We start from the raw sequence: 22,010 nt of genomic DNA, 5'->3' as shown, positions 1-22,010 counted from the left end.
CGGACGATGGCGGGAATGCCCGCCCGCACCTACCCCCAGACGTGCGGAGCGGAATCCGAACGCCTTCTTCCCCTCTGCTCTTCAGTCATCAGGAGTCACCCGGTGCTTGGAGAGGTGGGCCAGCACCGCCTGGTTGGCCTCCCAGCCGTCGGGGAACTTCACCGGCACGCCGAGCTGGACCGGCTCGGCCGACGGGTGGGCGTCCAGCAGTTCGGGGATGCCCGCCCTGGCCACCACGACGCAGGCGTGGCGGTGCCGGGAGGCGAGCACGCACAGCCGCCCCGACTCCAGGTGGAACGCGGTGGCGTCGCGGCGCCCGGAGAGGGGATGGAGCACGATCGTCACGTCGTACTCCCGGCCCTGCAGGCGGTTGGCGGTGTCCACGGTGATCTCCGGCGGCACCCCGGCGGCCCTGATCGCGGCCACCTGGTCGCGGTGCGCGGCGCCGATGGCGATCCGGTCGGCCGTGACGGGATGGCTGCCGCGCTCGGAGTGCGCGACCGGACTCCGCTGGAGCAGCCGCGTCGCCAGGCTCGCGGTCGCCAGCACGGCCTCAGCGTCGGTGCGCACCGTGTGGCGGCTGGGCAGCTCGTACAGTGCCCAGCCAGACCCGGCCGCCTCCTCCAGCGCCAGGTCGAAGGGGGTGCGCATGCCGTTCACCGTGAACTCCAGCGACCGGTCGGCGGGGCCCGTCCCCGCGCGGAACCCGGTAAAGGGATAGAACGCCTCGGAGACCACGGGCGCGGCCGAGGCGGGCAGTCGCCAGGAGACCGGCAGCCGGTGCACCGGCAGGTCGGGGTTGTGTCGCAGCAGTACCGAGACCGCGCTCTGCACCGGGTCCCACGACAGGCCCGCCCAGCGGTCGCCGTCCACGATCGAGAACGGGTCGAGCTGGCCGGGGTCGCCCACGAACAACGACCGTTCGAACAGCGAGGCGATGCGCAGCAGCTTGTCCGAACGCATCTGGTAGGCCTCGTCGACGATGGCCCAGGGCCAGGTACGGTCGCCGATCCATGCCCATTTGTCCGCGGTGGCGATCACCACTGCCGGGTCCCCCAGGTCGGGCAGCTTGCCCGCGACCGAGACGTTGGGCAGGGCGAGGATGCGGCCGGGCGTGATGTAGCCGCTCGCCGAGAGTCGGCCGACCCCCAGGTCGGGATGCTCGGCCGCGAGCCGTTCCACCAGGTCGTCCACCTGCTCGTTGGTCTGCGCGACGATCATCAGCGGCTCGCCGGTCTCGGCGATGTGCCCCGCGGCCTTGACCACCAGCGTGGACTTGCCCGCGCCCGGAGGCGAGTCCACGACCACGCCGCGGTGACGGGGCAGGTCGGCCAGGACGGCGTCCACCACGGCCGCCGCCTCCTGATGCGGCGTCATGCCACGCCTCCGCCACTGCCCGCCAGGTCCGTGCCGAGGCCGGTCACCCGGGCGCCGCGGCCCGCCGCTCCGGCACCGGCGGCCCGGTCTTCCGGTGCCGCCGCCGAGCGGGGAGCACGCACGGCCGAAAGGGACATCGGCCGGCCGTGCGGGGTCCGGTGAACGCTCAAAGCCATTCCTCCTGCGCGTCGTCGTCGCCGGGCTCGTACTCCTCCGGCGGCCCGCCGTGGGTCCACGGCGTCTGCTCGGGGTCCGGCAGCGCCGCCGACGACTGGAAGTCATCCATCAGTGAGGTGTACGAGACCCGCTCGCCCGGTTCGGGCACCGAACCCGGAGCCGGGGTCCTGCCCCGCCCCATCCCCTTGGTGATCTTAAGGGTGATCTCCCCGTCGACGGCCTCGACGATCTCGGCCGCGTGGCCGCGCCGGTCGGGGCTGCCGACGGTGGTGCCGGGCGTGAGCCGCACCGGGTCGCCGGTCCTCACCGTGATCAGGGGCCGAAGCTTGCGCGAGCGGCCCTCGCCCTCGCTGTGCTCGGGATCGGCGGTGATCACCGTCCCGGCGAAGGCCTCGCCGGTCAGCCGGTACTCGGCCATGAGCAGCGGGTCGTCGTGGGCCCGTTGCACGTCGTAGCTCGCCCGTGCCCGCTCCAGTCCCGCCAGCCTCGCGGCGGCGCTCACCGCCCCGTCCCTGCGGGCCTGCGGTGGGCCTCCCTCGGCGATCCGCTCGACGAACCGGGTGAACGACCCGCGGTCGATCTCCCAGCGGTCCTTCACCCGGGAGCCCTCCGGCAGCGACCGCAGCAGGTCGACGGCCCGCCACATCAGCCGCCAGGTGGGGTCGAGCTGGGTGCGCAGCGCCTGGCTGACCCGGTCGACGGCACGGTCGGTCGGCGCCTCCTCGTAGGCGCGGATCGCGGGAGCGAGCACCTCGTTGTCGAAGCCCGGGTCGGTGGTGGGGCCCGCCGGCGGCCAGAGCAGCGGGTCCTCGGCCTCCTCGGCCGCCCGGTGACCGGACATTCCCGGCGGCGGATCGATCCATCCCAGCAGCGCCGCCAGATTCGCGTCCTCCAGGCTGCTCTGCCCGGTCGCCCAGTGCAGGCTCAGTGCCTCGGTCGCCGCGAGCAGCACCGAGGAGCCCGGCTGCTGGGACCGGTCGGCGAAGTAGGTCAGCCACCGGCCGAGCAGCGGTACCGACGGGTGCACCGGATAGGGTCCCTCGGCCCTGCGGAACCGGGTGGAACGGCCGAGCAACCCGGTGAACGCGGCGGCGGACCGGTTCGGCACGAGGATCTGAGGCGCGTCCAGGCACCGCTCGTACGGCTCGCCGCCCCTGCGCTCGACCGTCTCGGTGCTTTTCTCGAACCCCTCGATATAGGGCAGCAGCACCTCGGCCAGCCCGGCGGCGAAGGCGAACCGCAGGTCCCGGTTACGTGGCTGGGGCACGACGAGCAGCCGGGGGTGGCCCGGGTCGGTGCCCACCATGGCGGCCAGCGGCGCGGCGGCCTCGCCCGCGAGCTTGAGCGGGATGAGCACCAGCGGCTGGTCGGAGATGTGGCAGTGCCGGACCGTGGTGATCCGCTGTGCGACGCCGTCCCTGACGGCTCGCAGCCGCGCCAGCGCCGTCAGCGCGCTCACCTGTCGGCCGCCCTCGCCGCGGCGGCCCCCGGCGCGGCCGGCCCGGCGGCCTCGACGACCCTCACCGCAGCGACTCCTCGCGCAGCCGGTCCGCCAGCCGGAGCAGGCGGGCGATCTCCTCCTGGCCCTCGGCCACCTCGCGGGTGCCCTCGGCCAGGCCGAGCGCCTCGTGCATGCCGGAGACGCCGCCCAGCTGGTCGCGGATCTGACGCCCGAGCAGGTCGGTGGATCCGCAGGCGCGGGCCTCGCGACGGCAGAACATGCACATGTCGCAGGTGGACAGGCAGTCGGGCGCGTAGCGGGCGGGCACCTGGAGCAGCGCCTGGGTCAGCTCGTCCGCCGAGCGGGTCGGCACCCCGTCCTGGCCGGGGGCCAGGTCGAAGGTGAGGTCGTCCGGCAGGCCCTCCAGCAGGTACTCGACCCTGGTCATCCTGGTGAGCTGGCGGCCCAGCACCGACAGTTGCTTGCGCACGTCGACCAGTGCCGCGGTCGGGCGGTTGGCGAAGTTCTCCGGGCAGACGAGCACCACGTCGTGGGAGACGCGCTCCGGGTCGTGTCCGAGCTCGGCCATGAGCGTGCGCAACGCCAGGACGTAGACCGCCGCCTGCCGTGCCGCCGCCGCGACCTTGTCAGGCTCGGCCTGGCCGTCGATCATGCCGAACGACTTGATCTCCACGATGTGGAAGCGCCCGCCGATCTGGAAGGCCACCACGTCCGGTTCGAGGTAGGAGGTGTGCCCGGCGATCTCCAGGCTGAACAGCGGGTGGTCGTAGAACACCGCGGTCCCGTCGTCCTCGCGCGCCGCGCGGTCGATCAGCGCCCGGGTGTGCGAGTGGCGCAGGTGCGAGCCGACGCTCTCCACGTCCCGGTAGCCGACCTGGGCGACGGACAGGCCGAGCAGCTCGCGCAGCAGCCGCAGCAGTTCGGCGCAGCCGTTCTCCTTGACCAGCGACTCGAAGACGTTGCCGCGGGTGATCGCGAACTGGGACTGGCCGAACGGGGCGGGGAAACCGACGTGCCGGGCCGTGCGGTCCTTGTCCACGCCCGCGGCGTCCATCACCGCCCGGCGCGCGCAGCCGGGGTTGGCGGCCAGCGCCGCGATGGCCCGCGCGTCGTGCGGGCGGGCGGGCATCGTCCCGCGCAGCTCGTCAAGCCTGTTCAGGAAGGCTCTCTCCCGAAGGCTGCTCATACGGGGGTTCCCCCGTCCAGCCGGGTCTTCAACAGGCCCCCCTCAAGGTGTTCATCGCGGTGACGCCGAACAGGCGCTCGGCGTCCGGTAGTTGCCTCGTCGCCCGCGCCGCCACCTCGGCCCGTTGCGCGGTGTCGGCGGCCCGGTGCACCTCCAGCTCGGCCCGTGCCGCGCGGATCGCGGTCGCGGGATCGGCCGGGGCGAAGCCCTCGACGGCGCCCGGGATGTTCTGCGCCATCCGCGACAGCAGCCGCACCGCCCCCGCCGGCGGCTCGGCCAGCCGCGCCAGGTGCTCGGCGATGCGCATGGTCGAGGTGAGGAAGTCGACGCGCGGGCTCAGCGGTCCCAGCACCCGCGACTCGGCCGGCCAGGTGCTGTCGGCGAGCAGCCCCCGGGCAGGGGAGAGGCGGTCGGTCAGCGCGGCGCACAGGTAGTACGGCCTGGCGTAGGGGTCGCCGCGGAACGAGCGCTCCTCGTCCCGGCGCAGGCTGGTCAGCTGTGAGCCGCGGAGCTCGCGGGAGAAGAACGCGTCGTTCACCGCCACGATGAGCTTGGCCGAGGTCGGTACGCCCAGCATGGCCAGCGCCTGGTGCACCTGCTCCCTGATGGGCAGCAGCGAGGTCTCGGGCTCGCACGCGGGCGCCGGCGCCTCGGAGCTTATCGCCGCGTCCCATGCCTGTTCGGCTCTGCGCAACTCCCCGCGCAGCGACCGGGCGAGCGAGTTCTCCTTCGCCTTGACCGCCCGTCGCACCTCGGCGCGGAGGCCGGCTATTCGCCGTTCCAACGCGTCCAGTGAATCACTCACGGCCCGGAGCGTAACAGGAGTTCCACTGGTCTCCCTTCAATTCCAGGGAATTCCAGTATTAAAGAGCGATCATCGCATCGCGATAATGGGATGAAAAGGGCATTTAATGCGTAACTTACTGCCGGACCCGGAGAACCTGACAGATGTCGAGCGCCCCGTTACCCGAGACATCCGGACCGTGACGGGCCACCGGCACGAGACCGGCGGCGGCCGTTACGCCGCCGTGGTATCCGCGCGGGGAGGTTTCGGGGTCGCCCGGACCGGTGAGCCGCGAACCGGCGGACCTGACCGGCAGGCCGGTGCCGGAATTCCCCGCTTCCAGGCTTTGGGAGGACATCGATCCGGAAGCCCTTTCCAAGGCCGCATCCCCGAGCCGGGAGTCGCAGGAGAAGAAAGACGACCACCCGCAGGCGTCCCGGCCGGGGAAGCCTCCGCTCAGTCCGGCGGCGGGGCGTCTTCGAGGGCGGCCGTGAACCAGCGGGTGATGCTGGTCGGATGCGTGATGGCGGTGCCGACCACGACCGCGTGCGCCCCCAGGCGGAGGGCCTCGGCGGCCTGTCCGGTGGTGTGGACGCGGCCCTCCGCGATCACCGGTACCGGCAGGTCATGGGAGAGCAGGGCGACCAGGTCGAGGTCCGGGCCGGGGCCGCGACGCGAGTACGGCGTGTAGCCGGAGAGCGTCGTCCCCACCACGTCGGCGCCCGCCTCGGCGGCGGCGACGCCCTCGTCGTACGTCGAGACGTCGGCCATGACCAGTCGTCCGGTGCGTTCCCGAACCGTCCGGACGGTCTCCGCGAGCGTGCGTCCGTCGGGCCGGGGACGGGCGGTGCCGTCGAGGGCCACGATGTCGGCGCCGGCCGCGGCGACCTCAAGGGCGTGCTCAAGGGTCGGCGTGATGAAGACGTCGCCGCCGCCGTCCTTCCACAGACCGATGAGCGGCAGGTCGAGCGCGGCCCGGATCCGGCGCAGATCCTCCAGTCCCTGGGCGCGGATGCCCGCGGCCCCTCCGGCCGCGACCGCCTCGGCCACCCGGCGCATCGTGTCGGGGTCACGCATCGGCTCGCCGGGATAGGCCTGGCAGGACACCACAAGCCGGCCGCGGAGCGTGGCGAGGAGCGGGTTCACGCCGCAACCTCCAGGGCCATCCGGGCGGCGCCGAGCAGGGCGGCGTCACCACCGAGCGAGGCCGGCTCGACCGGGACGCCACGCAGCACGGGCAGCGTCTCGGCGTGCACCGCCTCCCGCAGCGCCTCCCACCACGGCGCCCCGCACCCGGTGACGCCCCCTGTGATCACGACGACCTCCGGGTCGATGACGTTGATGAGACCTCCGACGGCCGAGCCGAGTGCGGTCGCCCCCTCGGTCAGGACCGCCGCGGCGACCTGCTGTCCACCGAGGCAGAGCTGTGCGCCGCCGTGGGGGCCAGTCGCTCCAGTGCGCGGGAGGCGATCAAAACCTTCAGCGCGCTCGACATCGTCGAGGTGCGGCACGGGCACGGCACCTACGTCGGGCGGCTGTCCCTCGCCGCACTCGTCGAGAGTCTGACCTTCCGGGGCTGCTCAGCCGGTCTGACGACTTCCGGGTGCTCTCCGAGCTGGGCGAGGTCCGCCAGACGATAGAGCAGGGGCTGGCCGGCTCGATCGTCGCCGCCTTCGACGATCCCCTCCACGCCGAACTGCTCGGCCTCGCCACCCAGATGGGCGAACGCGTGGCCTGCGGCGAGGCCTTCATCAGATGCCCCCAGCGTAAAGAGCCCCACCTTCAGGCGTGGGGAGGAAACGCGGCCTGGGGCCACAGGTTGGGGAGTCGAACACCTGCGCGAGCTCTAACCGGGCGGGCAGGATGTGAGGCATGGCGCAGACCGTGAAACGGGCCTACAAATTCCGCTTCTACCCGACCCCCGAGCAGGCCGAAGAGCTGGCCCGGACGTTCGGCTGCGCCCGCCTGGTGTACAACAAAGCACTCGAAGAGCGAAGCCGCGCCTACACCCTCGAAGGGCGCAGCCTCTCCTACGTGGAGTCCTCGGCGGCGCTGACGGCGTGGAAGCGCACCGATGAGCTGGCGTTCCTGAACGAGGTGTCGTCGGTGCCGCTCCAGCAGGCGCTGCGCCACCTTCAGGCGGCGTTTGCGAACTTCTTCGCCAAGCGCGCCGGGTACCCGGCGTTCAAGTCCCGCAAGAGGTCCCGGGCCTCGGCCGAGTACACCCGCTCGGCGTTCACCTACCGGGGCGGCCGACTCACCCTGGCGAAGATGGACGGCCCGTTGAACATCGTGTGGTCGTGCCCCCTTCCCGAGGGCGCGGAGCCGTCCACGGTGACGGTGAGCAAGGACGCGGCCGGGCGCTGGTTCGTCTCCATCCTGTGCCAGGACACGATCCGCCCGCTGAACCCGACCGGCGAGGCGGTCGGCATCGACGCCGGGATCACCGCGCTGGTCACGCTTTCCCGTCCGATCCGGGGGGTGAGTGACGCGGACGGCAAGGTCGTCAACCCGCGTCATGAGCGCGCCGACCGGCGCAAACTGGCCCGCGCTCAGCGGGCGCTGGCCCGCAAGGAGAAGGGTTCGGCCAACCGGCGCAAGGCGAAACTCACGGTCGCCCGGGTGTACGCCCGCATCAGTGATCGGCGCCGGGACTTCCTGCACAAGCTCACCACCTCGATCGTCCGCGAGAACCAAACGGTCGCGATCGAGGACCTCACCGTGCGCAACCTGGTGAAAAACCGGAGCCTGGCCCGCGCCATCTCTGATGCCTCCTGGCGGGAGATGCGCACCATGCTGGAGTACAAAGCGCAGTGGTACGGGCGGGAACTGGTCGTCGTGGACCGGTGGTTCCCCTCCTCGAAGCTCTGCTCGGCGTGCGGCGCCATCGCTCAGTCCATGCCGTTGAACGTCCGGGAGTGGGAGTGCGCCTGCGGCGCGACCCACGACCGGGACGTCAACGCCGCGAAGAACATCCTCGCCGCCGGGCTGGCGGAGAGGTGAAACGCCTGTGGAGGGCCGGTGAGACCCGACCCGCGAAAGCGGCGATGGCACGGCTCGACGAAGCAGGAAACCCGACCCGTGAGGGTTGGAGTCCCCCGGCTTCAGCCGTGGGGAGGAGGTCAAGGAACCGCTGGGCAACGAGCTGGTCACCCAGCTCACCGCTGCGTTCTGGGACGTCCACGCCATCGTGGCGCACGCCCTGGACGCGACTCCCGAGTCGGTGCGGGAGACCGTCGAGGCGCACCACGCGATCGTCACGGCCGCCGCCGCCGGTGACGTCGCCGCGTTCACGCGGGCCATCGCGGCCCATTACGCCCCGATCCAGCGGAGGCTTCAGGAGGAACCGGGGCGCCAGGAACCCGCGGCTGACGTCTGAGGGTTCCTGGCGCTTCCGATCATCCCTGAACGCCGGCCGCGGGCCGCCCACCGCGTGGTGCCCTGCGCCAGGTCGCCGAGCACGGTGATCGAGCCGTGCTCGCTCCTGCGGGCGACGGCCCGGCACTGCGTCGGCGAGAGGTCCTGTGCCTCGTCGACGATGACGTGACCGTATCCGCGAGGGCGCTCCAGCAGGCCCGAGACCTCGTCGAGAAGTACGGCGTCGGCCGCCGACCACGCGTTCGCCCCGCTCCCGAAACTGGGCTGAACGCCGCTCCGGTCGTACGGCGCACGCGGCCTCTCCGCCGCGCACCCGAGCCCGCGCCGCGGTGGACCAGCGCCGCGGCCCGTCCGTGTGGACCCCTGCCGCGCCGGGGTCCGGGCGGGCCGCGGCCCGGTTCCGTCATTGACAGGCGTCTCCACGTGTTCCTACTTTGGAAACAGTGTTTCCTCTAGGGAATCGGATGGCAATGCCGTGGAATACCCCCTCTCTTTGGCGCTTGTGGACTTCTTGCCGGTTCTCGCTATGGCGACCGGTATCACCCTGCTCGTTCCCGGGGTCGGTGCCGTCGCCGGACCGAAGGTGATGCGTGTCGCGCTGGCCGGAGGGCTGTCCATCGTGACCGGCGGCGCCCTCAAGGCCACTTGGAAGACCATCGTGGCCCTGGGCGGCCCTGACATCGTCTGGATGGCCAAGGCGCAGTTCTTCCTGCTCGGGCCGGGCTTCACCCTCCTCGCCTGGGCGCTGCTGAGCGTCCGTCCCGGTGATGCGGGCAGGAGGATCGCTCCGCTGTGGGCGTTCGTGGCCTTCGCTCTGATCGGAGTCGTCGCCGCGGCCGGAGTCGGAGCGAGTTGGCCGCTGCTCGTCGTGACCACGGCATCGTCGACGCTTCTCGCCGTGCGGCTGATCCTGCTGGCCCAGAAGTCGGGTGACACCGTGGCGATGGCCCTGCTGGGGTTCAACATCCTCGGCAGCTACAGCATGGGAATGCTCGCCGGGCAGCCGGAGCAGACCATCGCCCTGCAGTGGTTCGAGGAGTCGCTCAACACCTGCGTCTGGACGGCCTTCGCGGTGGCGGTGTGGTGGCTGACCCGGGCCGGGCGAGCACTCGCTCATGTCCGGACGGCTCCCGTGTCATAGCTGGAGCGCGCCTGCAGCACGACCAGGCCACTGATCGTCGCGGGCACCAGCAGGGCGGTGAAGGCGTAGAGCAGTGAGCCGAACAGGTCGGACACCGCGCCCACCAGGAGAGGCCCGAGCGCTCCGCTGAGGGCTAGGGTGAACTGGAGGAGGGCGAAGCCGACGCCGCGCCGCTCCGCCGGCAGCAGATCGGCCAGGCCCGCGGTCAGGTTGGCGATCGCCACGCAGAAGAAGGCATTGGTGATCAGGAACATCACGATGCGTACCCCGAGGACCGGCACGCCCACCGCGGCCCCGAGGAACAGCGCGCCGGCGAGCAGGCTGCCACCGCTCAGCGTGACACGCCAGGCCCGTCGGCGGTCCTGCCACCTGTCGCCGTATCGGCTGCCGAGCAGGGTGCCCGCGATGATGCCCACCAGGCCGGCGCCTCCGGCGATGCCCGCCGCCGGTCCGGCCTCCAGGCCGTTGAAGCGCTGCAGGAAGGTGGGCAGCCACCACATGATTCCGCCGATGCCGAAGAAGAGCAGCCCGAGACCGGTGAAGACGAGGCGTACCGCCCGGATCGCGATCACCTCTCGCATCTGCGGGATCACCTCGCGAAGACGCGGCTTCTCCGCGGCCGTCGCCGCCGCGTCGCCCGCTGTCGTCCCGTCCGCCGTCGTCCCGTCCGCTGTCGTCCCGTCCGTCGCCGCGGCGGCAACCGGCCCCGGAACGCCGGCGGCTTTCTGGGCCTCGCCGATACGGTCGCCGATCCCGCGGATCGGCTCGCGTAGCGTCAGGCAGAGGAGGGCCACCAGCAGGCCGGGAACGAACACGAAGAAGAACGCGCTACGCCAGCCGTACGCCTGCCCGACGGCACCGCCCACGGCCACGCCGATGGGGGTGCCGGCGAAGTAGGCCATGCGCTCGAATCCGAAGGCCCGGGCACGCGAGCCCGGCGGATAGTAGTCGGCCAGCAGGCTGGCCGCCGGTGGGCTGTAGAGCTGGCTGGCGCCGCCGAGCAGGACGCGCATGCCGAAGAAGAGGGCGAACGTCGGGGCGAGCCCGGAGCCCAGGGTGAGCAGGGCCCACGACCCCACGATGGCCGCCATGAGGCCGGTGCGCCGTCCGGTGTCCGCGAGATAGCCGGCCGGCAGGAGCAGGATGGCACTGGCCACCAGTGAGGCTGTCGAGATCGCGCCTCCCCAGGTGTCACTGAATCCGAACTCCGCCTGGATCAGTGGCAGCGCGCCCGCGACCAGGTAGAACTCGACCTTGTCGACGAGCGAGACCAGCGCGATGACGGCGGCCGCCCACCAGCCGAAGGGGGCCGCGCGGTCCAACCGGACCTGGGTCGGCGGGCGGCCCGCATAGACGGCCATCTCGATTTCGGGGGGCCGGGAAACCGTGTGGTCCATGCGTGACCTCCATACTTGCTCAAACCTATTGACTGAGCATCTGTTCAGATGACTTGATAGTGAAACATCGTCCCCATGAGGGAAACGAGATTCGGGGGCCCGCAGCCGCCCGGGCCTGTTGGCCGGGCGTCTGTTCGGGTGACTTCATAGTGAAACATCGTTCCCTTAGGGGAAACAAGAGTCGGAGGGTGCATAGATGGATGCGCTGTCGGCGGAGCAGGGCGCCTCGCCCGCGCCGCCGAAACCGGAGTCGCTGATGGGCGCGATCCGGGGTCGTGTGCTGTGGTCCGTACTGGGCACCTGGTCGCAGGCGCTCGCCACCACGGCGCTTCTCCTGCTCGTGGGCGCGGCGATCGGAGAGATCGCGGCAGGACGAACGCCGAGTAGCGGGCTGATCATCGGTCTGGTGGCGGCCGCCGCGCTGCGGGCCCTGTTCGCGGCACTGATCCCGGCCGTCACCATCCGAGCCGGCGGTTTCCTGGAGGTGAGTCTGCGAGCGCGGATCTACCACCACCTGCTCCGGCTGGGCGCGCCCCTGCGCTCACGCGAGCAGACCGGTCAGCTGGTCTCCACCGCCACCGAGGCGGTCGAGCTGGTCGCCACCTACTACGCGACCTTCCTCGGCCCGATCCTGGCCTCGATGACGGTTCCGGTCCTGGTCCTCGCCGCGATCGCGCTGTTCGTCGACCCGTGGGCGGCGCTCGTCATCGCCATCGCGGTACCGGCGATCCCGCTCACCGTCGGGATCTTCGAACGGAGCTTCGCCAAGGTCAGCGCGGGCTACCGGGACACCGCCAACCGGCTGGCAGCCCGCTTCCTGGACGCGCTGCAGGGGTTGTCGACGCTCAAGCTCTTCAACCAGGGCACCGCGCACGGCAGGACCCTGGCAAGCGCGTCGGAGGATCTCCGCCGGGCGATCATGCGGCTGCTGGCCGGGAACCAGGTCATCCTGTTCGTGGTCGACACGGTGTTCTCCCTGGGGATGATCACCGCGGCCACGGTTCTGGCGATGGTGCGGCTGGACGAGGGCGCGATCGGCATCGGCGAGGCGGTCGCCCTGGTCCTGCTCGCCACCCAGCTCGTCGAGCCGCTGGACAAGGTCGGCCAGTTCTTCTACGTCGGGATGGGCGGCAGCGCCGCGGCCAAGGAGATCAAACGACTCCTGGCCGAGCGGCCGTCGATACCCGATCCCGCGACGCCGGCGCCCGCCGGCGCTTCCGCGGAGGTCGAGTTCCACGGCGTGAGCTTCGCCTACGACCCGGGGTCCCCGGTGCTCCGCGACGTGAGCTTCAGGATCGCGCCGGGAGAGAAACTCGCCCTGGTCGGTCCGTCCGGGTCAGGAAAGTCCACCGCCGCGGCTCTGCTCCAGCGCAACATCGCCGCGGGCGAGGGCGTCGTCAGCATCGGCGGCCACAACGTCACCGAGGTACCCGGCGACTGGGTGCGCGAGCAGATCACCGTCGTCGCCCAGACCACCTACCTGTTCACCGGCACGCTGCGGGACAACCTCAGGGTCGCCGCCCCCGGCGCCGACGACGACCGGCTGTGGCAGGCGTTGCGCACCGCCAACCTCGACGAGTTCGTCCGCGGCCTGCCGGAGGGCCTGGACACCCCGACCGGCGAGCGCGGCCTGATGCTGTCGGGCGGGCAGGCACAGCGGGTCGCGATCGCGCGGGCCGTACTCAAGGACGCGCCCATCCTGATCCTGGACGAGCCCACCTCGAACGTCGACCTGGAGTCCGAGGCGGCGATCCTCTCCGCACTGGACCGGCTCGCCGTCGGACGCACGGTTCTGGTGATCGCGCACCGCCTGGCCACCGTACGAGACGCCGACCACATCGTGGTCCTGGAAGACGGCCGCGTCACCGAGCACGGCACCCACGACGAACTGCTGTCGGGCACCGGGCACTACGCCCGCGCCATGCGACGCACAGAGGCGGAGACCGGATCATGACCACCGAGGAGATGACCCGCGCCCGGATCAGCCGGCGCCTGCTCGACTTCGGCCGCCCGCTCTGGCCCCCGCTCGCCACCTCGGTGACCTTCCGGGTGCTTCAGATGTGCCTCAACATCGCCCTGTACGGCATCGGAGCCTGGGGCGTCACCCGCGTCGCCTCCGGAGACACCGGGGTGATCACATCCGTGGCCGTCACGATGGTCGTCATCGCGTTCGCCAAGGGCCTGTTCCGCTACATCGAGCAGTACTTCGGGCACTTCGTCGCGTTCAAGCTGCTGGCCATGCTGCGCGACGACTTCTACACGCGGATCGAGCCGCAGGCCCCCGCGGGAATCGAGGGGCGCCGCACCGGTGACCTGCTCGCCCGCGTCATGAAGGACATCGACCGTATCGAGGTGTTCTACGCCCACACCATCGCTCCGTCACTGGCCGCGGCGATCGTCCCGCTCGTCTCGCTGTCGGTGCTGGGCGCGGGCTTCAGTCCCGTCGTCGCCCTGGTACTGGCGCCGTTCCTGGTCGCCGTGGGTGTCGTCGTTCCCTGGATGAGTCACCGGGCGGCCGCCACCGCGGCCACCGACCTGCGGCAGGCCCGCGGCGATGTCTCCCAGCACATGACCGACGGTGTGCAGGGCGTTCGCGAGGTGCTGGCCTTCGGATACGGCGCCCGCCGCCTCGACGAGCTCGGCGAGCTCGGTTCGGCGGGGGCGGGCGCCGTCGGACGGCTGGGGGCGATGATCTCGGTACGGCGCGGGCTGAACGAGCTGCTGGTGGCCGCCGGCGTCATCGCGGTCCTGTTCGCCGGAGCAGCACAGGGGCTCTCCTGGCAGGACGTCGCGATCGTGGTCGCGATCAGCCTGGCGACCTTCGGGCCGGTTCTCGGCGTCGAGGAGTTCATCGCCGACCTGGAGCAGGCGTTCGCCAGCGCCCGGCGCATCTGGGAGGTCACCGACCGGCCCCCGGTGGTCGCCGACCCGCCCGCCCCTGTCGCCGCGCCGGCCGAGCCGTCGATCGGCTTCGAGGGCGTCACGTTCGGCTACCCGGCCGCCGTGCCCGGCCTGACCCCTCCCGCGGTCAACGACGTCTCGTTCACCGTCCCGGCCGGCAAACGGTACGCGGTCGTGGGCACCTCGGGTTCCGGCAAGTCCACGCTGATCTCGCTGCTGCTGCGGTTCTGGGATCCGGCCTCGGGATCGATCCGCGTCGGGGACGTCCCGATCGACCGCGTGAGCCTGGAGGAGCTGCGCGACCTCGTCGCCGTCGTCGGCCAGCGCACGTATCTGTTCAACGACACGGTCGCCGCGAACCTGCGCATCGCCCGCCCCGAGGCCACCCAGCAGGAGCTGGAGGCGGCCTGCCGCAGGGCGGCGCTGCACGACACGATCCTGGCGATGCCCGAGGGCTACGAGAGCGTCGTCGGAGAGATGGGCGAACGCCTGTCCGGTGGCCAGCGGCAGCGGTTGTCGATCGCCCGGGCGCTGCTGAAGGACGCCCCGATCCTCGTCCTGGACGAGGCGACCTCCGAACTCGACGTGCACACCGAGGCCGAGATCCAGCGGCAGATCGACGACCTCGCCGAGGGACGGACCCTCCTGGTCGTCGCGCACCGCCTCTCCACGGTGATCGACGCCGACCGGATCCTCGTCATGGACCGCGGCAGGCTCGTGGAGCAGGGGACCCACCGAGAGCTGCTCGCGGAAGGAGGCGCCTACGCGCGCCTGTACGCCCGTCAGGTCGACGACCTCGACCAGCCGACGAGCCCCCACACCGCGGGCCGGGCCTCCACCTGAAGCGTGGCCGCGGGGAAGCTGCATTCTTCCCCGCGGCCCAAACCCCCCAGAGAAAGGGTTTCACCCATGCTACGTCGGAATCCCCGCCGATTACGGCGGCTGTTCACCGTCGTCGCGACCACATTGCTGGCGATGATCATCGCCACACCGGCCTGGGCTCATCACACGGTGATCCTGACCAAGGCCAACACTCCGGGCAACGCTCCGCGGGTCGTCGACGGCGGGGTCTCGTTCGCCTTCTACGGCTGGATCAACAGGCCGCTGGACGTGCGTTCGTTCAAGCTCACCTTCACCGCCGGGCAGCGCGTGTACTTCGAGGGCATCATGCCCGACCTCGCCCCCGAGAACACGATCCCCAACCACCACCTGCCCCAGATCCTGATCACGACTCCGAGCGGTGTCCTGATCAACGTGGCCCCGACCCTGCGCGAGTCCTTCCACGAGGAGCACAGCCACACCCAGCTCATCCGCTTCTCCAGGTTCGACGAACCCGCGGAGGCGGGCACCTACCAGTTCGTGATCGTCGGTGCGAGGCAGCAGCGCTTCGCGCTGGCGACCGGGCTGAAGGAGGCCCCCGGACAGCTGGAGAACGGCACCATCGGCACGTTCTACAACGTCATCCACTGGTACCAGACCCCGGCGCCGTACGACCCCACCGGTCTCTGACGACCGTCACCGGGCCGGTCGTCAGAGCGGTCCGGTGAGTCAGTACGGCTCATATCCCATCGATCTAGGAGGAAATCATCACTCAGGCGGTCAACAGGCTCCCCATCACGGTGATGTTCGATATATGAATATCTATTCAGGAGCTTTGTCGATGAGGGTGCTCTTCGGCCCGGACCCCCGATGGTCCCTCGAACCGGACGAGAGGTGTGTCGCGGCCGGCCGAGAGCGGCTCTTCCGGAAGGTGGGCCGTGCCCACCAAACATGATCACCACGGGCATGGCCACGGGCACGGGCACGCGGTCGGCCCCGAATCCGATCGGCGCTACCTGCTGGGGGCGCTCGGTCTCATCGTCACGTTCATGGCGGGCGAGGTGGTCGTCGGCCTGGTCGCGAACTCGCTGGCGTTGATCTCCGACGCGGCCCACATGCTGACCGACGCCAGTGCGATCGTGCTGGCCCTGACCGCGATGCGCATCGCCGCCCGCCCGGCGAGGGGTGCCTACACCTTCGGCTGGAAGCGCGCCGAGATCATCTCCGCGCAGATCAACGGCGCCACACTGCTGCTGCTGGTGGCCTACTTCGCCTACGAGGGCGTGCACCGCCTGCTCGAACCGTCCGAGGTCATCGGACCCCTGGTGTTCGTCACGGCCCTGATCGGCGTGCTGGTCAACGCGGTGGCGACCTGGCTGCTGTCCAGGGCCAACCGGGAAAGTCTCAACGTCGAGGGCGCCTACCAGCACATCCTCAACGACATGTACGCCTTCATCGCCACCGCGATCGCCGGCCTGGTGGTGTGGCTGACCGGTTTCCAGCAGGCCGACGCGATCGCCGCCCTGGTGGTCGCCGCGCTCATGGCCAAGGCGGCCTACGACCTGCTGCGCGAGTCCGGGCGGGTCCTTCTCCAGGCGTCGCCCGGCCATCTGGACCCGGACGAGATCGGTTCGCTCCTCGCCCGGCAGCCGGCCGTGGTGGAGGTTCACGATCTGCACGTCTGGGCGGTGACCAGTGGTTATCCCACGCTCTCCGCCCATGTGCTCGTCGAGCCCGGCTCCGACTGCCACCGCGTGCGCCTCGCACTGGCGGAACTGCTCAAGGAGCGCTTCGACATCGACCACACCACCCTCCAGGTGGACCCCGGTGGCCCGGAGGCCGACCCGGCGCAGGCCGTACCGCGTCAGCACTGCCCGGACCCGCACGGTCCCCGGCACCGCGGCGGCCACAGCTGAGCGGTCGGCCGGGGGAGGGGCGGCGGAGTCTTCCGCCGCCCGTCGAGGATGTCAGCTCCCGATCTCCGTGCGGTCGCCCGACCACAGGGTGTGGAAGGAACCCTCGCGGTCCACCCGCTGGTAGGTGTGCGCACCGAAGAAGTCACGCTGGCCCTGGATCAGGGCCGCGGGCAGGCGCTCGGCCCGCAGCCCGTCGTAGTAGGCCAGCGCGGTGGAGAAGCCCGGTGCCGGGATGCCCAGTTCGGCGGCCTTCGCCACCACCCGCCGCCACGAGTCCTGCGCCAGGGTCAGCGCCTCGGCGAAATAGGGGGCGGCGAGCAGGGTGACCGGCTTGTCCGGCGCCGCGTACGCCTCGCGGATGCGGTCCAGGAAGACGGCGCGGATGATGCAGCCGCCCCGCCAGATCGTGGCCAGCACGCCGGGGTCGACGTTCCAGCCGTACTCGGCGCTACCCGCCCTGATCATGTCGAATCCCTGGGAGTAGGCGACGATCTTCGACGCGTACAGCGCCCGCCGCACGTCCTCGGCGAAGTCCTCGCCGACGGCGCCGGCCGGTACGCCCGAAGGACCCGGCAGGCCGCGCGCGGCCGCGCGCAGGTCGGCGTGGCCGGACAGGGAGCGGGCGAACACCGCCTCGGCGATGCCGCTCACCGGAACCCCCAGGTCCAGGGCGATCTGCACGGTCCACCGGCCGGTGCCCTTCTGCTCCGCCCGGTCGGCGATCACGTCGACGAGCGGCCTGCCGGTGGCCGCGTCGACCTGGCGGAGCACCTCGGCGGTGATCTCGATCAGGTACGAGGACAGCTCGCCCGAGTTCCACTCCGCGAAGATGTCCGCGAGCTCCGCCGGGGTCCGGCCGAGCCCCTGCCTGAGCAGGTCGTACGCCTCGGCGATGAGCTGCATGTCGGCGTACTCGATGCCGTTGTGCACCATCTTCACGAAGTGTCCGGCACCGTCGGGACCGATGTGCGCGCAGCAGGGCACGCCGCCGACCTTCGCCGCGATGTCCTCCAGCAGCGGGCCCAGCGCCTCGTACGACTCCTTCGAACCGCCGGGCATGATGCTCGGCCCGAGCAGCGCGCCCTCCTCCCCGCCGGAGACCCCCGCGCCGACGAAGTGCAGGCCGCGCTCGCGCAGCGCGGCCTCGCGCCTGCGCGTGTCGAGGAAGTGCGCGTTCCCGCCGTCCACCAGCATGTCGCCCGGCTCCAGCAGGGGAGCGAACTCCTCGATCACCGCGTCGGTCGCCGCCCCGGCCTTGACCATGATCAGGATGCGCCGGGGGCGCTCCAGCGCCGCGACGAACTCCTCGGGAGTCTCGCAGGGGACGAAGGTCCCCTCGTCCCCGTGCTCCTCGACCAGTGCCTTGGTCCTGTGATGTGACCTGTTGTGCACCGCTACCACATGCCCGTGCCTCGCCAGGTTACGGGCGAGGTTGGCCCCCATGACGGCCAGCCCTGTCACACCGATCTGTGCCTGAGTCATCACATACCTCCAACTGGGAGACCCCGGTCCGATGACCGGGAAGGGAACGCGGCAGGATGCCACATAGCAGGTTTCTCGAAAGCTTGAGTGAACCCGGTCCGTGCGTCATTACCGTTCATGACGTACGCAGATCGTGAAGCGAGCGTTCGCATCTCGCCTCCAGCCAATTCTTCACCAAAGGGGCACGGAGGGTGTCGGTGCCGTGCCGATCGGCGGACCTTCTGCTTCCGGGCGGTTCCGGCTCCCGCGCGCTGTCCTAGCGCGCCTGCCGGCCCGATTGCTGCTGCGTGGCCGGGGTCTGGTCACGGTTCTCGATGTACATGAGCCCGACTCCGGCCAGCAGCAGGATCGCGAAGGCCACGGCCACCGCGACGAAGATCCGGGTGTTCGACGAGGCGGGAGGCTCGGGCGGCCGGGTGGCGGAAAGTCCTTTCACCCCCGGCGACGTCAGATGTGACCGCACCGGCTCCCTGCCCGGCCCGCCCTGGACCGGCGGCGCGTCGTACGGCGGTGGCGTTGTGACGTACGGCGGAGACGGAGACGGAGACGGGGGAGGAGGGACGGGCCGTGGGGCACGAGACGGGAAGGCCGGAACCTCCCCCGTCGAACGCAGTCCCGCGAGGGCGTCGCGCAGCGCGGCCACCGAGGGGGTGCGCCGCGCGGGGTCGGTGGCCATGGCATCCCTGAGCACGGCGGTCAGTTCCGGCGGCACCCCCGGGATCTCGGGGACGGGCAGGCGGTGCAGGGCCATGATGACCGCGATGTTGACCACGCCGCTCTCCGGGAAGCGCGGAGGGCGCCCGGAGAGCAGCGCGTACAGCGTGGCGGCGAGGGAGTAGACGTCACCCGCGGGGGCGGGTTCGGTCAGCTCGAACGCCTCGGGCGGGGCATAGGCAGGGGTGAGGGACTCCCTGGTCACCGACGCCTCGCCGCCCGACGAGGACATGGTGGCCAGGCCGAAGTCGGAGAGCACCGCATTGCCGTACCGGTTGATCAGGATGTTGGCGGGTTTGATGTCGCGGTGCAGCACTCCGGCGGCGTGCGCCGCGGACAGCGCGTCGGCGATCTTGATACCGATATCGGTGACCTCGGCCGGCGGCAGCCGCCCCTCCACACGCATCCGATCCAGCAGCGACCCGCCAGGGCACAGCTCCAGGACCATGTACGGCCGCCCGTCGGGCAGGACCCCGGCGTCGTAGACATGGGCGACGTGCGGATGGCCGGAGAGGGCACCCGCCGAGGTCACCTCGCGCATGAAACGGCGCCGGTCCCGTTCCGAGACCAGCACCCGGTTGTCCACCTTGAGCGCGACCTCACGCTCCACCGCCAGCTGCCTGGCCCGGTAGACGATTCCGAAACCACCCTGGCCGAGCACCCCGGACACCTCGTAGCCCGGTACGGCGACGGCACCCGCTCCGGCCACCTGCCACCTCCTGAAGACGAGCGGCAGATTACCGGAGTTTCACCCGCGAACCATGCGTTATACCGGCCCGCGCCGCTTCCGGTCGCCGGGATGTCCGTCACCGAGTTCCGCCAGAAGCGCGTCCCAGCGGGCCCCGACGGCGTCGAGGCTGTAGCCGGCTGCCGTCAGCACCGCGTTGTCGCCGAGCCTGCCACGCAGCTCCCGGTCCTCGATCAGCCGGCAGAGCGCCTCGGCGAGCGCCGCTGGTCTCCTCGGCGGCACGAGCAGCCCGTTGTGCTCGTGCACGATGACCTCCCCGGGGCCGTGCGGGCAGTCGAAGCTCACCACCGGCACGCCCTTGCTCATCGCCTCCAGGATCGTCATGCTGAATCCCTCGTGGCGTGAGCTGACGGCGTAGATCGATGACTTGGCCAGCTCCATGCCGATCTCCGACGAGCTGCCCATGAGCAGCATCGTGTCCGACAGCCCGGCCTCCTCGATCCTGGCGCGGAGCTTCCGCTCGGCCTCGGGCCTGCCACGCCCGTAAAGGCGCAACACCCAGTCGGGGTGCGCCGCGGCGACGGGCTGCCATGCCTTCACCAGCAGGTCGAAGCCCTTGGCGTGCACCATCCTGCCGATGGCGACCACGACTTTCTCGTCCAGCTTCGCGATGTCACCGGACAGCGCGGTCACAGCGTTCGGGATGCGCAGCAGCCGTCCGGGCGGTGTCCTCAGAACCCTGCGGTAGTGCTCCAGGTCCACCTGCGTCAACGTGACGAAGGCGTCCAGCCTGCCGTAGCGCCGCTTGATGAGCCGGACGACCTCGGGGGAGTGCACGTCGAGTGCCACGTGCTCCTGGCCGATGGTGATGACGCCCGGGGGTGCGAACAGGGCGGTGATCAGGTTGAATCCCGGCCGGGTGGAGATCAGCACGCCGGTGCGCATGGATCGCAGATAGCGGACCATGAGCAGGTCCGTCAGCAGCGAGACCGCCCGGTAGACGTTCTCCTGCCTCGGGATCAGCATGCTCGGCAGGCGTGACAGCAGCCATCCCACCGGGCCTCGCCGCCGGGTCCTGTCGTCCAGGAACGACACCCGTACGCCCGGCGGGATGGGAAAGAACGGTTCCCTGGCCGTCCGGACCACGCTGACGATCTCCACATCGCGCTCACGGGCCAGATGACCCGCCAGGTTGAGCACGGTCCTGATGGTGCCGCCCATTCCGTACGCGTGCTGCAGCAGGATCCGGACGGTTCTCGTGTCGGGCGCCGGAGCGCGCCTCGCCCGCCTCGCGTTGAGCGCCCGCAGCACCCAGAACGCCACCCGCCTGACAGCCACCCGTGCTCGCCGCGTCCTCGACATGCTGAGAGCCCCCCGCCCGTCCCGCATTCCCTGTCATTCCCCTTTCCCGGAGCTACTTCCGCTAAAGCGCACACGCCGGACATCTCGCTCACTGCCTGACAGATCGTCGTACGGGCCGCAGCGGTCCTGGACCGTCGGCGAATCGGTCCCGCCCGTCCTTTGCGACGTGAGCTCACGTCCCCTGCTCCACCGGAGCCGCTGTTCGCGTTCACGGCGCTTCCGGCTGGGGCTCCCGGCCTATGCTGTTCCTCTCCGTGTGAGGGGAGCATCGGTGGGCGGACGGGATCCGGATCGGCGTCGAGCGTTGCTCGACGCCGCGGACCGGGTGATCCGGCGTGAGGGACCCGAGGCGTCCATGGCGTCGATCGCCGCCGAGGCGGGGGTCACCAAGCCCATCCTCTACCGGCACTTCGGCGACAAGAGCGGGCTCTACCAGGCCCTGGCGAACCGGCATGTCCGCACCGTGGTCGGCCTGCTGCGCCCGGAGTTCGACCGGGCCAAGGCCGACCTGCGCAGTCGCGCCCGAGCGACGATCGACGCCTATCTGGAGATGATCGCGGCCAACCTGAATCTCTACCGGTTCCTCTTCTACCGGGCCGGTGCGGAGGACAGCCGGACCCACTCCCAGATGACCGCGATCGTGCGCAGCCTCGGTGAGGAACTCGGCACGGTGATCGCCGCCGAGACGGCGATGCCCGATCCGGTTCGCGCCCAGGTACTGGGTCACGCCTTCGTCGGTATGGTTCAGGCCACCGGTGACTGGTGGCTGGAGCATCCCGAGGTGGACCGCGCCGAAGTCGTCGAGGGGCTGGTCAGCGTCATCGTGGCGACGATGTCGGCCACACTCTCTCGCTGACGTCGCCTGTCACCGAACCTCTTCGCCGGCGCCACGGCCTCAAGAGTCATCACCGCGTAAGCGTGCGATCCATCGGTCTTCCGGGCGGTCGGGTCTCTCTGGGGACGTGGTCGATTTGACGATGCGGGACGAGGTTCGTACAGTTCACCAGACCCGAGGGAGACGGCGGTGGCGCCGGGGCCTCGGGAACCTCTCTAACGATCTCCACCCCAGGGGGATATCCATCTCCAAAGGGGTCTGGTTCGACATGAATCAGATGGTCGAGTACGTTAGAAGGGTTGCTCTGGAAACGGAGCCGCCGAATTCCAGCAAGACCTGCAAGATCAAGTCAATCGATTCAAAACGAGCCGGTTTGACACGAAAAAGCGGG

The 22,010-nt window shown here is 70.6% G+C and carries 20 protein-coding genes; 9 read left to right on the top strand and 11 right to left on the bottom strand.

What is annotated here, in order from left to right; all coding sequences use genetic code 11:
* Positions 1-81: 81 nt before the first annotated feature.
* From AB0J58_RS34285 to AB0J58_RS34255, 7 genes are all read right to left on the bottom strand, one after another.
* The gene (locus AB0J58_RS34285; protein ID WP_364223750.1) at positions 82-1,377 is read right to left on the bottom strand and encodes an AAA family ATPase; all 1,296 of its coding nucleotides are present in this window, start codon (positions 1,375-1,377) and stop codon (positions 82-84) included.
* Positions 1,374-1,547: a hypothetical protein gene (locus AB0J58_RS34280; protein WP_364223748.1), complete on the bottom strand. Its 174-nt coding sequence runs from the start codon at positions 1,545-1,547 to the stop codon at positions 1,374-1,376. The genes AB0J58_RS34285 and AB0J58_RS34280 overlap by 4 nt, the downstream gene beginning before the upstream one ends.
* Positions 1,544-3,013 carry a hypothetical protein gene (locus AB0J58_RS34275; protein WP_364223746.1) on the bottom strand — a complete coding sequence of 490 codons (1,470 nt, stop codon included), beginning with the start codon at positions 3,011-3,013 and terminating at the stop codon, positions 1,544-1,546. Before AB0J58_RS34275 ends, AB0J58_RS34280 begins: the two co-directional genes overlap by 4 nt.
* Positions 3,014-3,074: 61 nt before the next feature.
* Positions 3,075-4,202, bottom strand: coding sequence for a hypothetical protein (locus AB0J58_RS34270; RefSeq protein WP_364223744.1), 1,128 nt, complete (start codon positions 4,200-4,202; stop codon positions 3,075-3,077).
* Positions 4,203-4,230: 28 nt separating this feature from the next.
* Positions 4,231-5,007: a hypothetical protein gene (locus AB0J58_RS34265; protein WP_364223742.1), complete on the bottom strand. Its 777-nt coding sequence runs from the start codon at positions 5,005-5,007 to the stop codon at positions 4,231-4,233.
* Between the two features lie 435 nt (positions 5,008-5,442).
* The gene (locus AB0J58_RS34260) at positions 5,443-6,132 is read right to left on the bottom strand and encodes an N-acetylmannosamine-6-phosphate 2-epimerase (RefSeq protein WP_364223740.1); all 690 of its coding nucleotides are present in this window, start codon (positions 6,130-6,132) and stop codon (positions 5,443-5,445) included.
* The gene (locus AB0J58_RS34255) at positions 6,129-6,497 is read right to left on the bottom strand and encodes an ROK family protein (protein ID WP_364223738.1); all 369 of its coding nucleotides are present in this window, start codon (positions 6,495-6,497) and stop codon (positions 6,129-6,131) included. Before AB0J58_RS34255 ends, AB0J58_RS34260 begins: the two co-directional genes overlap by 4 nt.
* Here AB0J58_RS34255 and AB0J58_RS34250 point away from each other — a divergent pair.
* The 4 genes from AB0J58_RS34250 (at position 6,423) to AB0J58_RS34235 (ending at position 9,505) form a co-directional block, all read left to right on the top strand.
* A complete protein-coding gene (locus AB0J58_RS34250) occupies positions 6,423-6,626 on the top strand; it encodes a hypothetical protein (RefSeq protein ID WP_364223736.1) in 204 nt (67 codons plus the stop codon). The genes AB0J58_RS34255 and AB0J58_RS34250 overlap by 75 nt on opposite strands.
* A gap of 232 nt (positions 6,627-6,858) precedes the next feature.
* On the top strand, positions 6,859-7,989 hold the full coding sequence (locus tag AB0J58_RS34245; protein ID WP_364223734.1) for an RNA-guided endonuclease TnpB family protein: 1,131 nt from the start codon (positions 6,859-6,861) through the stop codon (positions 7,987-7,989).
* A gap of 85 nt (positions 7,990-8,074) precedes the next feature.
* Positions 8,075-8,365 carry an FCD domain-containing protein gene (locus AB0J58_RS34240; RefSeq protein WP_364223732.1) on the top strand — a complete coding sequence of 97 codons (291 nt, stop codon included), beginning with the start codon at positions 8,075-8,077 and terminating at the stop codon, positions 8,363-8,365.
* A gap of 525 nt (positions 8,366-8,890) precedes the next feature.
* A complete protein-coding gene (locus tag AB0J58_RS34235) occupies positions 8,891-9,505 on the top strand; it encodes a hypothetical protein (protein WP_364223730.1) in 615 nt (204 codons plus the stop codon).
* On the opposite strand, the gene AB0J58_RS34230 is transcribed toward AB0J58_RS34235, so the two are convergent.
* Positions 9,478-10,902, bottom strand: a complete 1,425-nt coding sequence (locus AB0J58_RS34230) for an MFS transporter (RefSeq protein ID WP_364223728.1) — start codon at positions 10,900-10,902, stop codon at positions 9,478-9,480. The two genes, AB0J58_RS34235 and AB0J58_RS34230, sit on opposite strands and share 28 nt — an antisense overlap.
* A 196-nt stretch (positions 10,903-11,098) precedes the next feature.
* Here AB0J58_RS34230 and AB0J58_RS34225 point away from each other — a divergent pair, with 196 nt between their 5' ends.
* From AB0J58_RS34225 to AB0J58_RS34210, 4 genes are all read left to right on the top strand, one after another.
* Positions 11,099-12,856 carry an ABC transporter ATP-binding protein gene (locus AB0J58_RS34225; RefSeq protein ID WP_364223726.1) on the top strand — a complete coding sequence of 586 codons (1,758 nt, stop codon included), beginning with the start codon at positions 11,099-11,101 and terminating at the stop codon, positions 12,854-12,856.
* Complete coding sequence (gene cydC, locus AB0J58_RS34220) at positions 12,853-14,646, top strand: thiol reductant ABC exporter subunit CydC (protein ID WP_364223724.1); 1,794 nt, start codon at positions 12,853-12,855, stop codon at positions 14,644-14,646. Before AB0J58_RS34225 ends, cydC begins: the two co-directional genes overlap by 4 nt.
* A 66-nt stretch (positions 14,647-14,712) precedes the next feature.
* Positions 14,713-15,312 carry a hypothetical protein gene (locus AB0J58_RS34215; RefSeq protein ID WP_364223722.1) on the top strand — a complete coding sequence of 200 codons (600 nt, stop codon included), beginning with the start codon at positions 14,713-14,715 and terminating at the stop codon, positions 15,310-15,312.
* 248 nt (positions 15,313-15,560) lie between these two features.
* On the top strand, positions 15,561-16,538 hold the full coding sequence (locus tag AB0J58_RS34210) for a cation diffusion facilitator family transporter (RefSeq protein WP_364223720.1): 978 nt from the start codon (positions 15,561-15,563) through the stop codon (positions 16,536-16,538).
* A gap of 51 nt (positions 16,539-16,589) precedes the next feature.
* On the opposite strand, the gene gndA is transcribed toward AB0J58_RS34210, so the two are convergent.
* The 3 genes from gndA to AB0J58_RS34195 form a co-directional block, all read right to left on the bottom strand.
* Positions 16,590-18,020, bottom strand: coding sequence for an NADP-dependent phosphogluconate dehydrogenase (gene gndA, locus AB0J58_RS34205; RefSeq protein ID WP_364223718.1), 1,431 nt, complete (start codon positions 18,018-18,020; stop codon positions 16,590-16,592).
* A 256-nt stretch (positions 18,021-18,276) separates the two neighbouring features.
* Complete coding sequence (locus tag AB0J58_RS34200) at positions 18,277-19,443, bottom strand: serine/threonine-protein kinase (protein ID WP_364223716.1); 1,167 nt, start codon at positions 19,441-19,443, stop codon at positions 18,277-18,279.
* 57 nt (positions 19,444-19,500) lie between these two features.
* Positions 19,501-20,760: a glycosyltransferase family 4 protein gene (locus AB0J58_RS34195; RefSeq protein WP_364223714.1), complete on the bottom strand. Its 1,260-nt coding sequence runs from the start codon at positions 20,758-20,760 to the stop codon at positions 19,501-19,503.
* Positions 20,761-21,055: 295 nt separating this feature from the next.
* Here AB0J58_RS34195 and AB0J58_RS34190 point away from each other — a divergent pair, with 295 nt between their 5' ends.
* The gene (locus AB0J58_RS34190; RefSeq protein ID WP_364223712.1) at positions 21,056-21,640 is read left to right on the top strand and encodes a TetR/AcrR family transcriptional regulator; all 585 of its coding nucleotides are present in this window, start codon (positions 21,056-21,058) and stop codon (positions 21,638-21,640) included.
* Positions 21,641-22,010: the final 370 nt, after the last annotated feature.

The organism is Streptosporangium sp. NPDC049644 (assembly GCF_040675205.1).
Lineage (GTDB): Bacteria > Actinomycetota > Actinomycetes > Streptosporangiales > Streptosporangiaceae > Streptosporangium > Streptosporangium fukuiense.
This window is presented reverse-complemented; position numbering and strand designations above follow the sequence as displayed.

What these genes read in the sequence shown, in the direction of transcription:
- AB0J58_RS34285 (WP_364223750.1), bottom strand. Translation starts at nt 1,377, where the DNA reads ATGACGCCGCATCAGGAGGCGGCGGCCGTGGTGGACGCCGTCCTGGCC.
- AB0J58_RS34270 (WP_364223744.1), bottom strand. Translation starts at nt 4,202, where the DNA reads ATGAGCAGCCTTCGGGAGAGAGCCTTCCTGAACAGGCTTGACGAGCTG.
- AB0J58_RS34245 (WP_364223734.1), top strand. Translation starts at nt 6,859, where the DNA reads ATGGCGCAGACCGTGAAACGGGCCTACAAATTCCGCTTCTACCCGACC.
- AB0J58_RS34235 (WP_364223730.1), top strand. Translation starts at nt 8,891, where the DNA reads ATGGCGACCGGTATCACCCTGCTCGTTCCCGGGGTCGGTGCCGTCGCC.
- AB0J58_RS34230 (WP_364223728.1), bottom strand. Translation starts at nt 10,902, where the DNA reads ATGGACCACACGGTTTCCCGGCCCCCCGAAATCGAGATGGCCGTCTAT.
- AB0J58_RS34225 (WP_364223726.1), top strand. Translation starts at nt 11,099, where the DNA reads ATGGATGCGCTGTCGGCGGAGCAGGGCGCCTCGCCCGCGCCGCCGAAA.
- cydC (WP_364223724.1), top strand. Translation starts at nt 12,853, where the DNA reads ATGACCACCGAGGAGATGACCCGCGCCCGGATCAGCCGGCGCCTGCTC.
- AB0J58_RS34215 (WP_364223722.1), top strand. Translation starts at nt 14,713, where the DNA reads ATGCTACGTCGGAATCCCCGCCGATTACGGCGGCTGTTCACCGTCGTC.
- gndA (WP_364223718.1), bottom strand. Translation starts at nt 18,020, where the DNA reads ATGACTCAGGCACAGATCGGTGTGACAGGGCTGGCCGTCATGGGGGCC.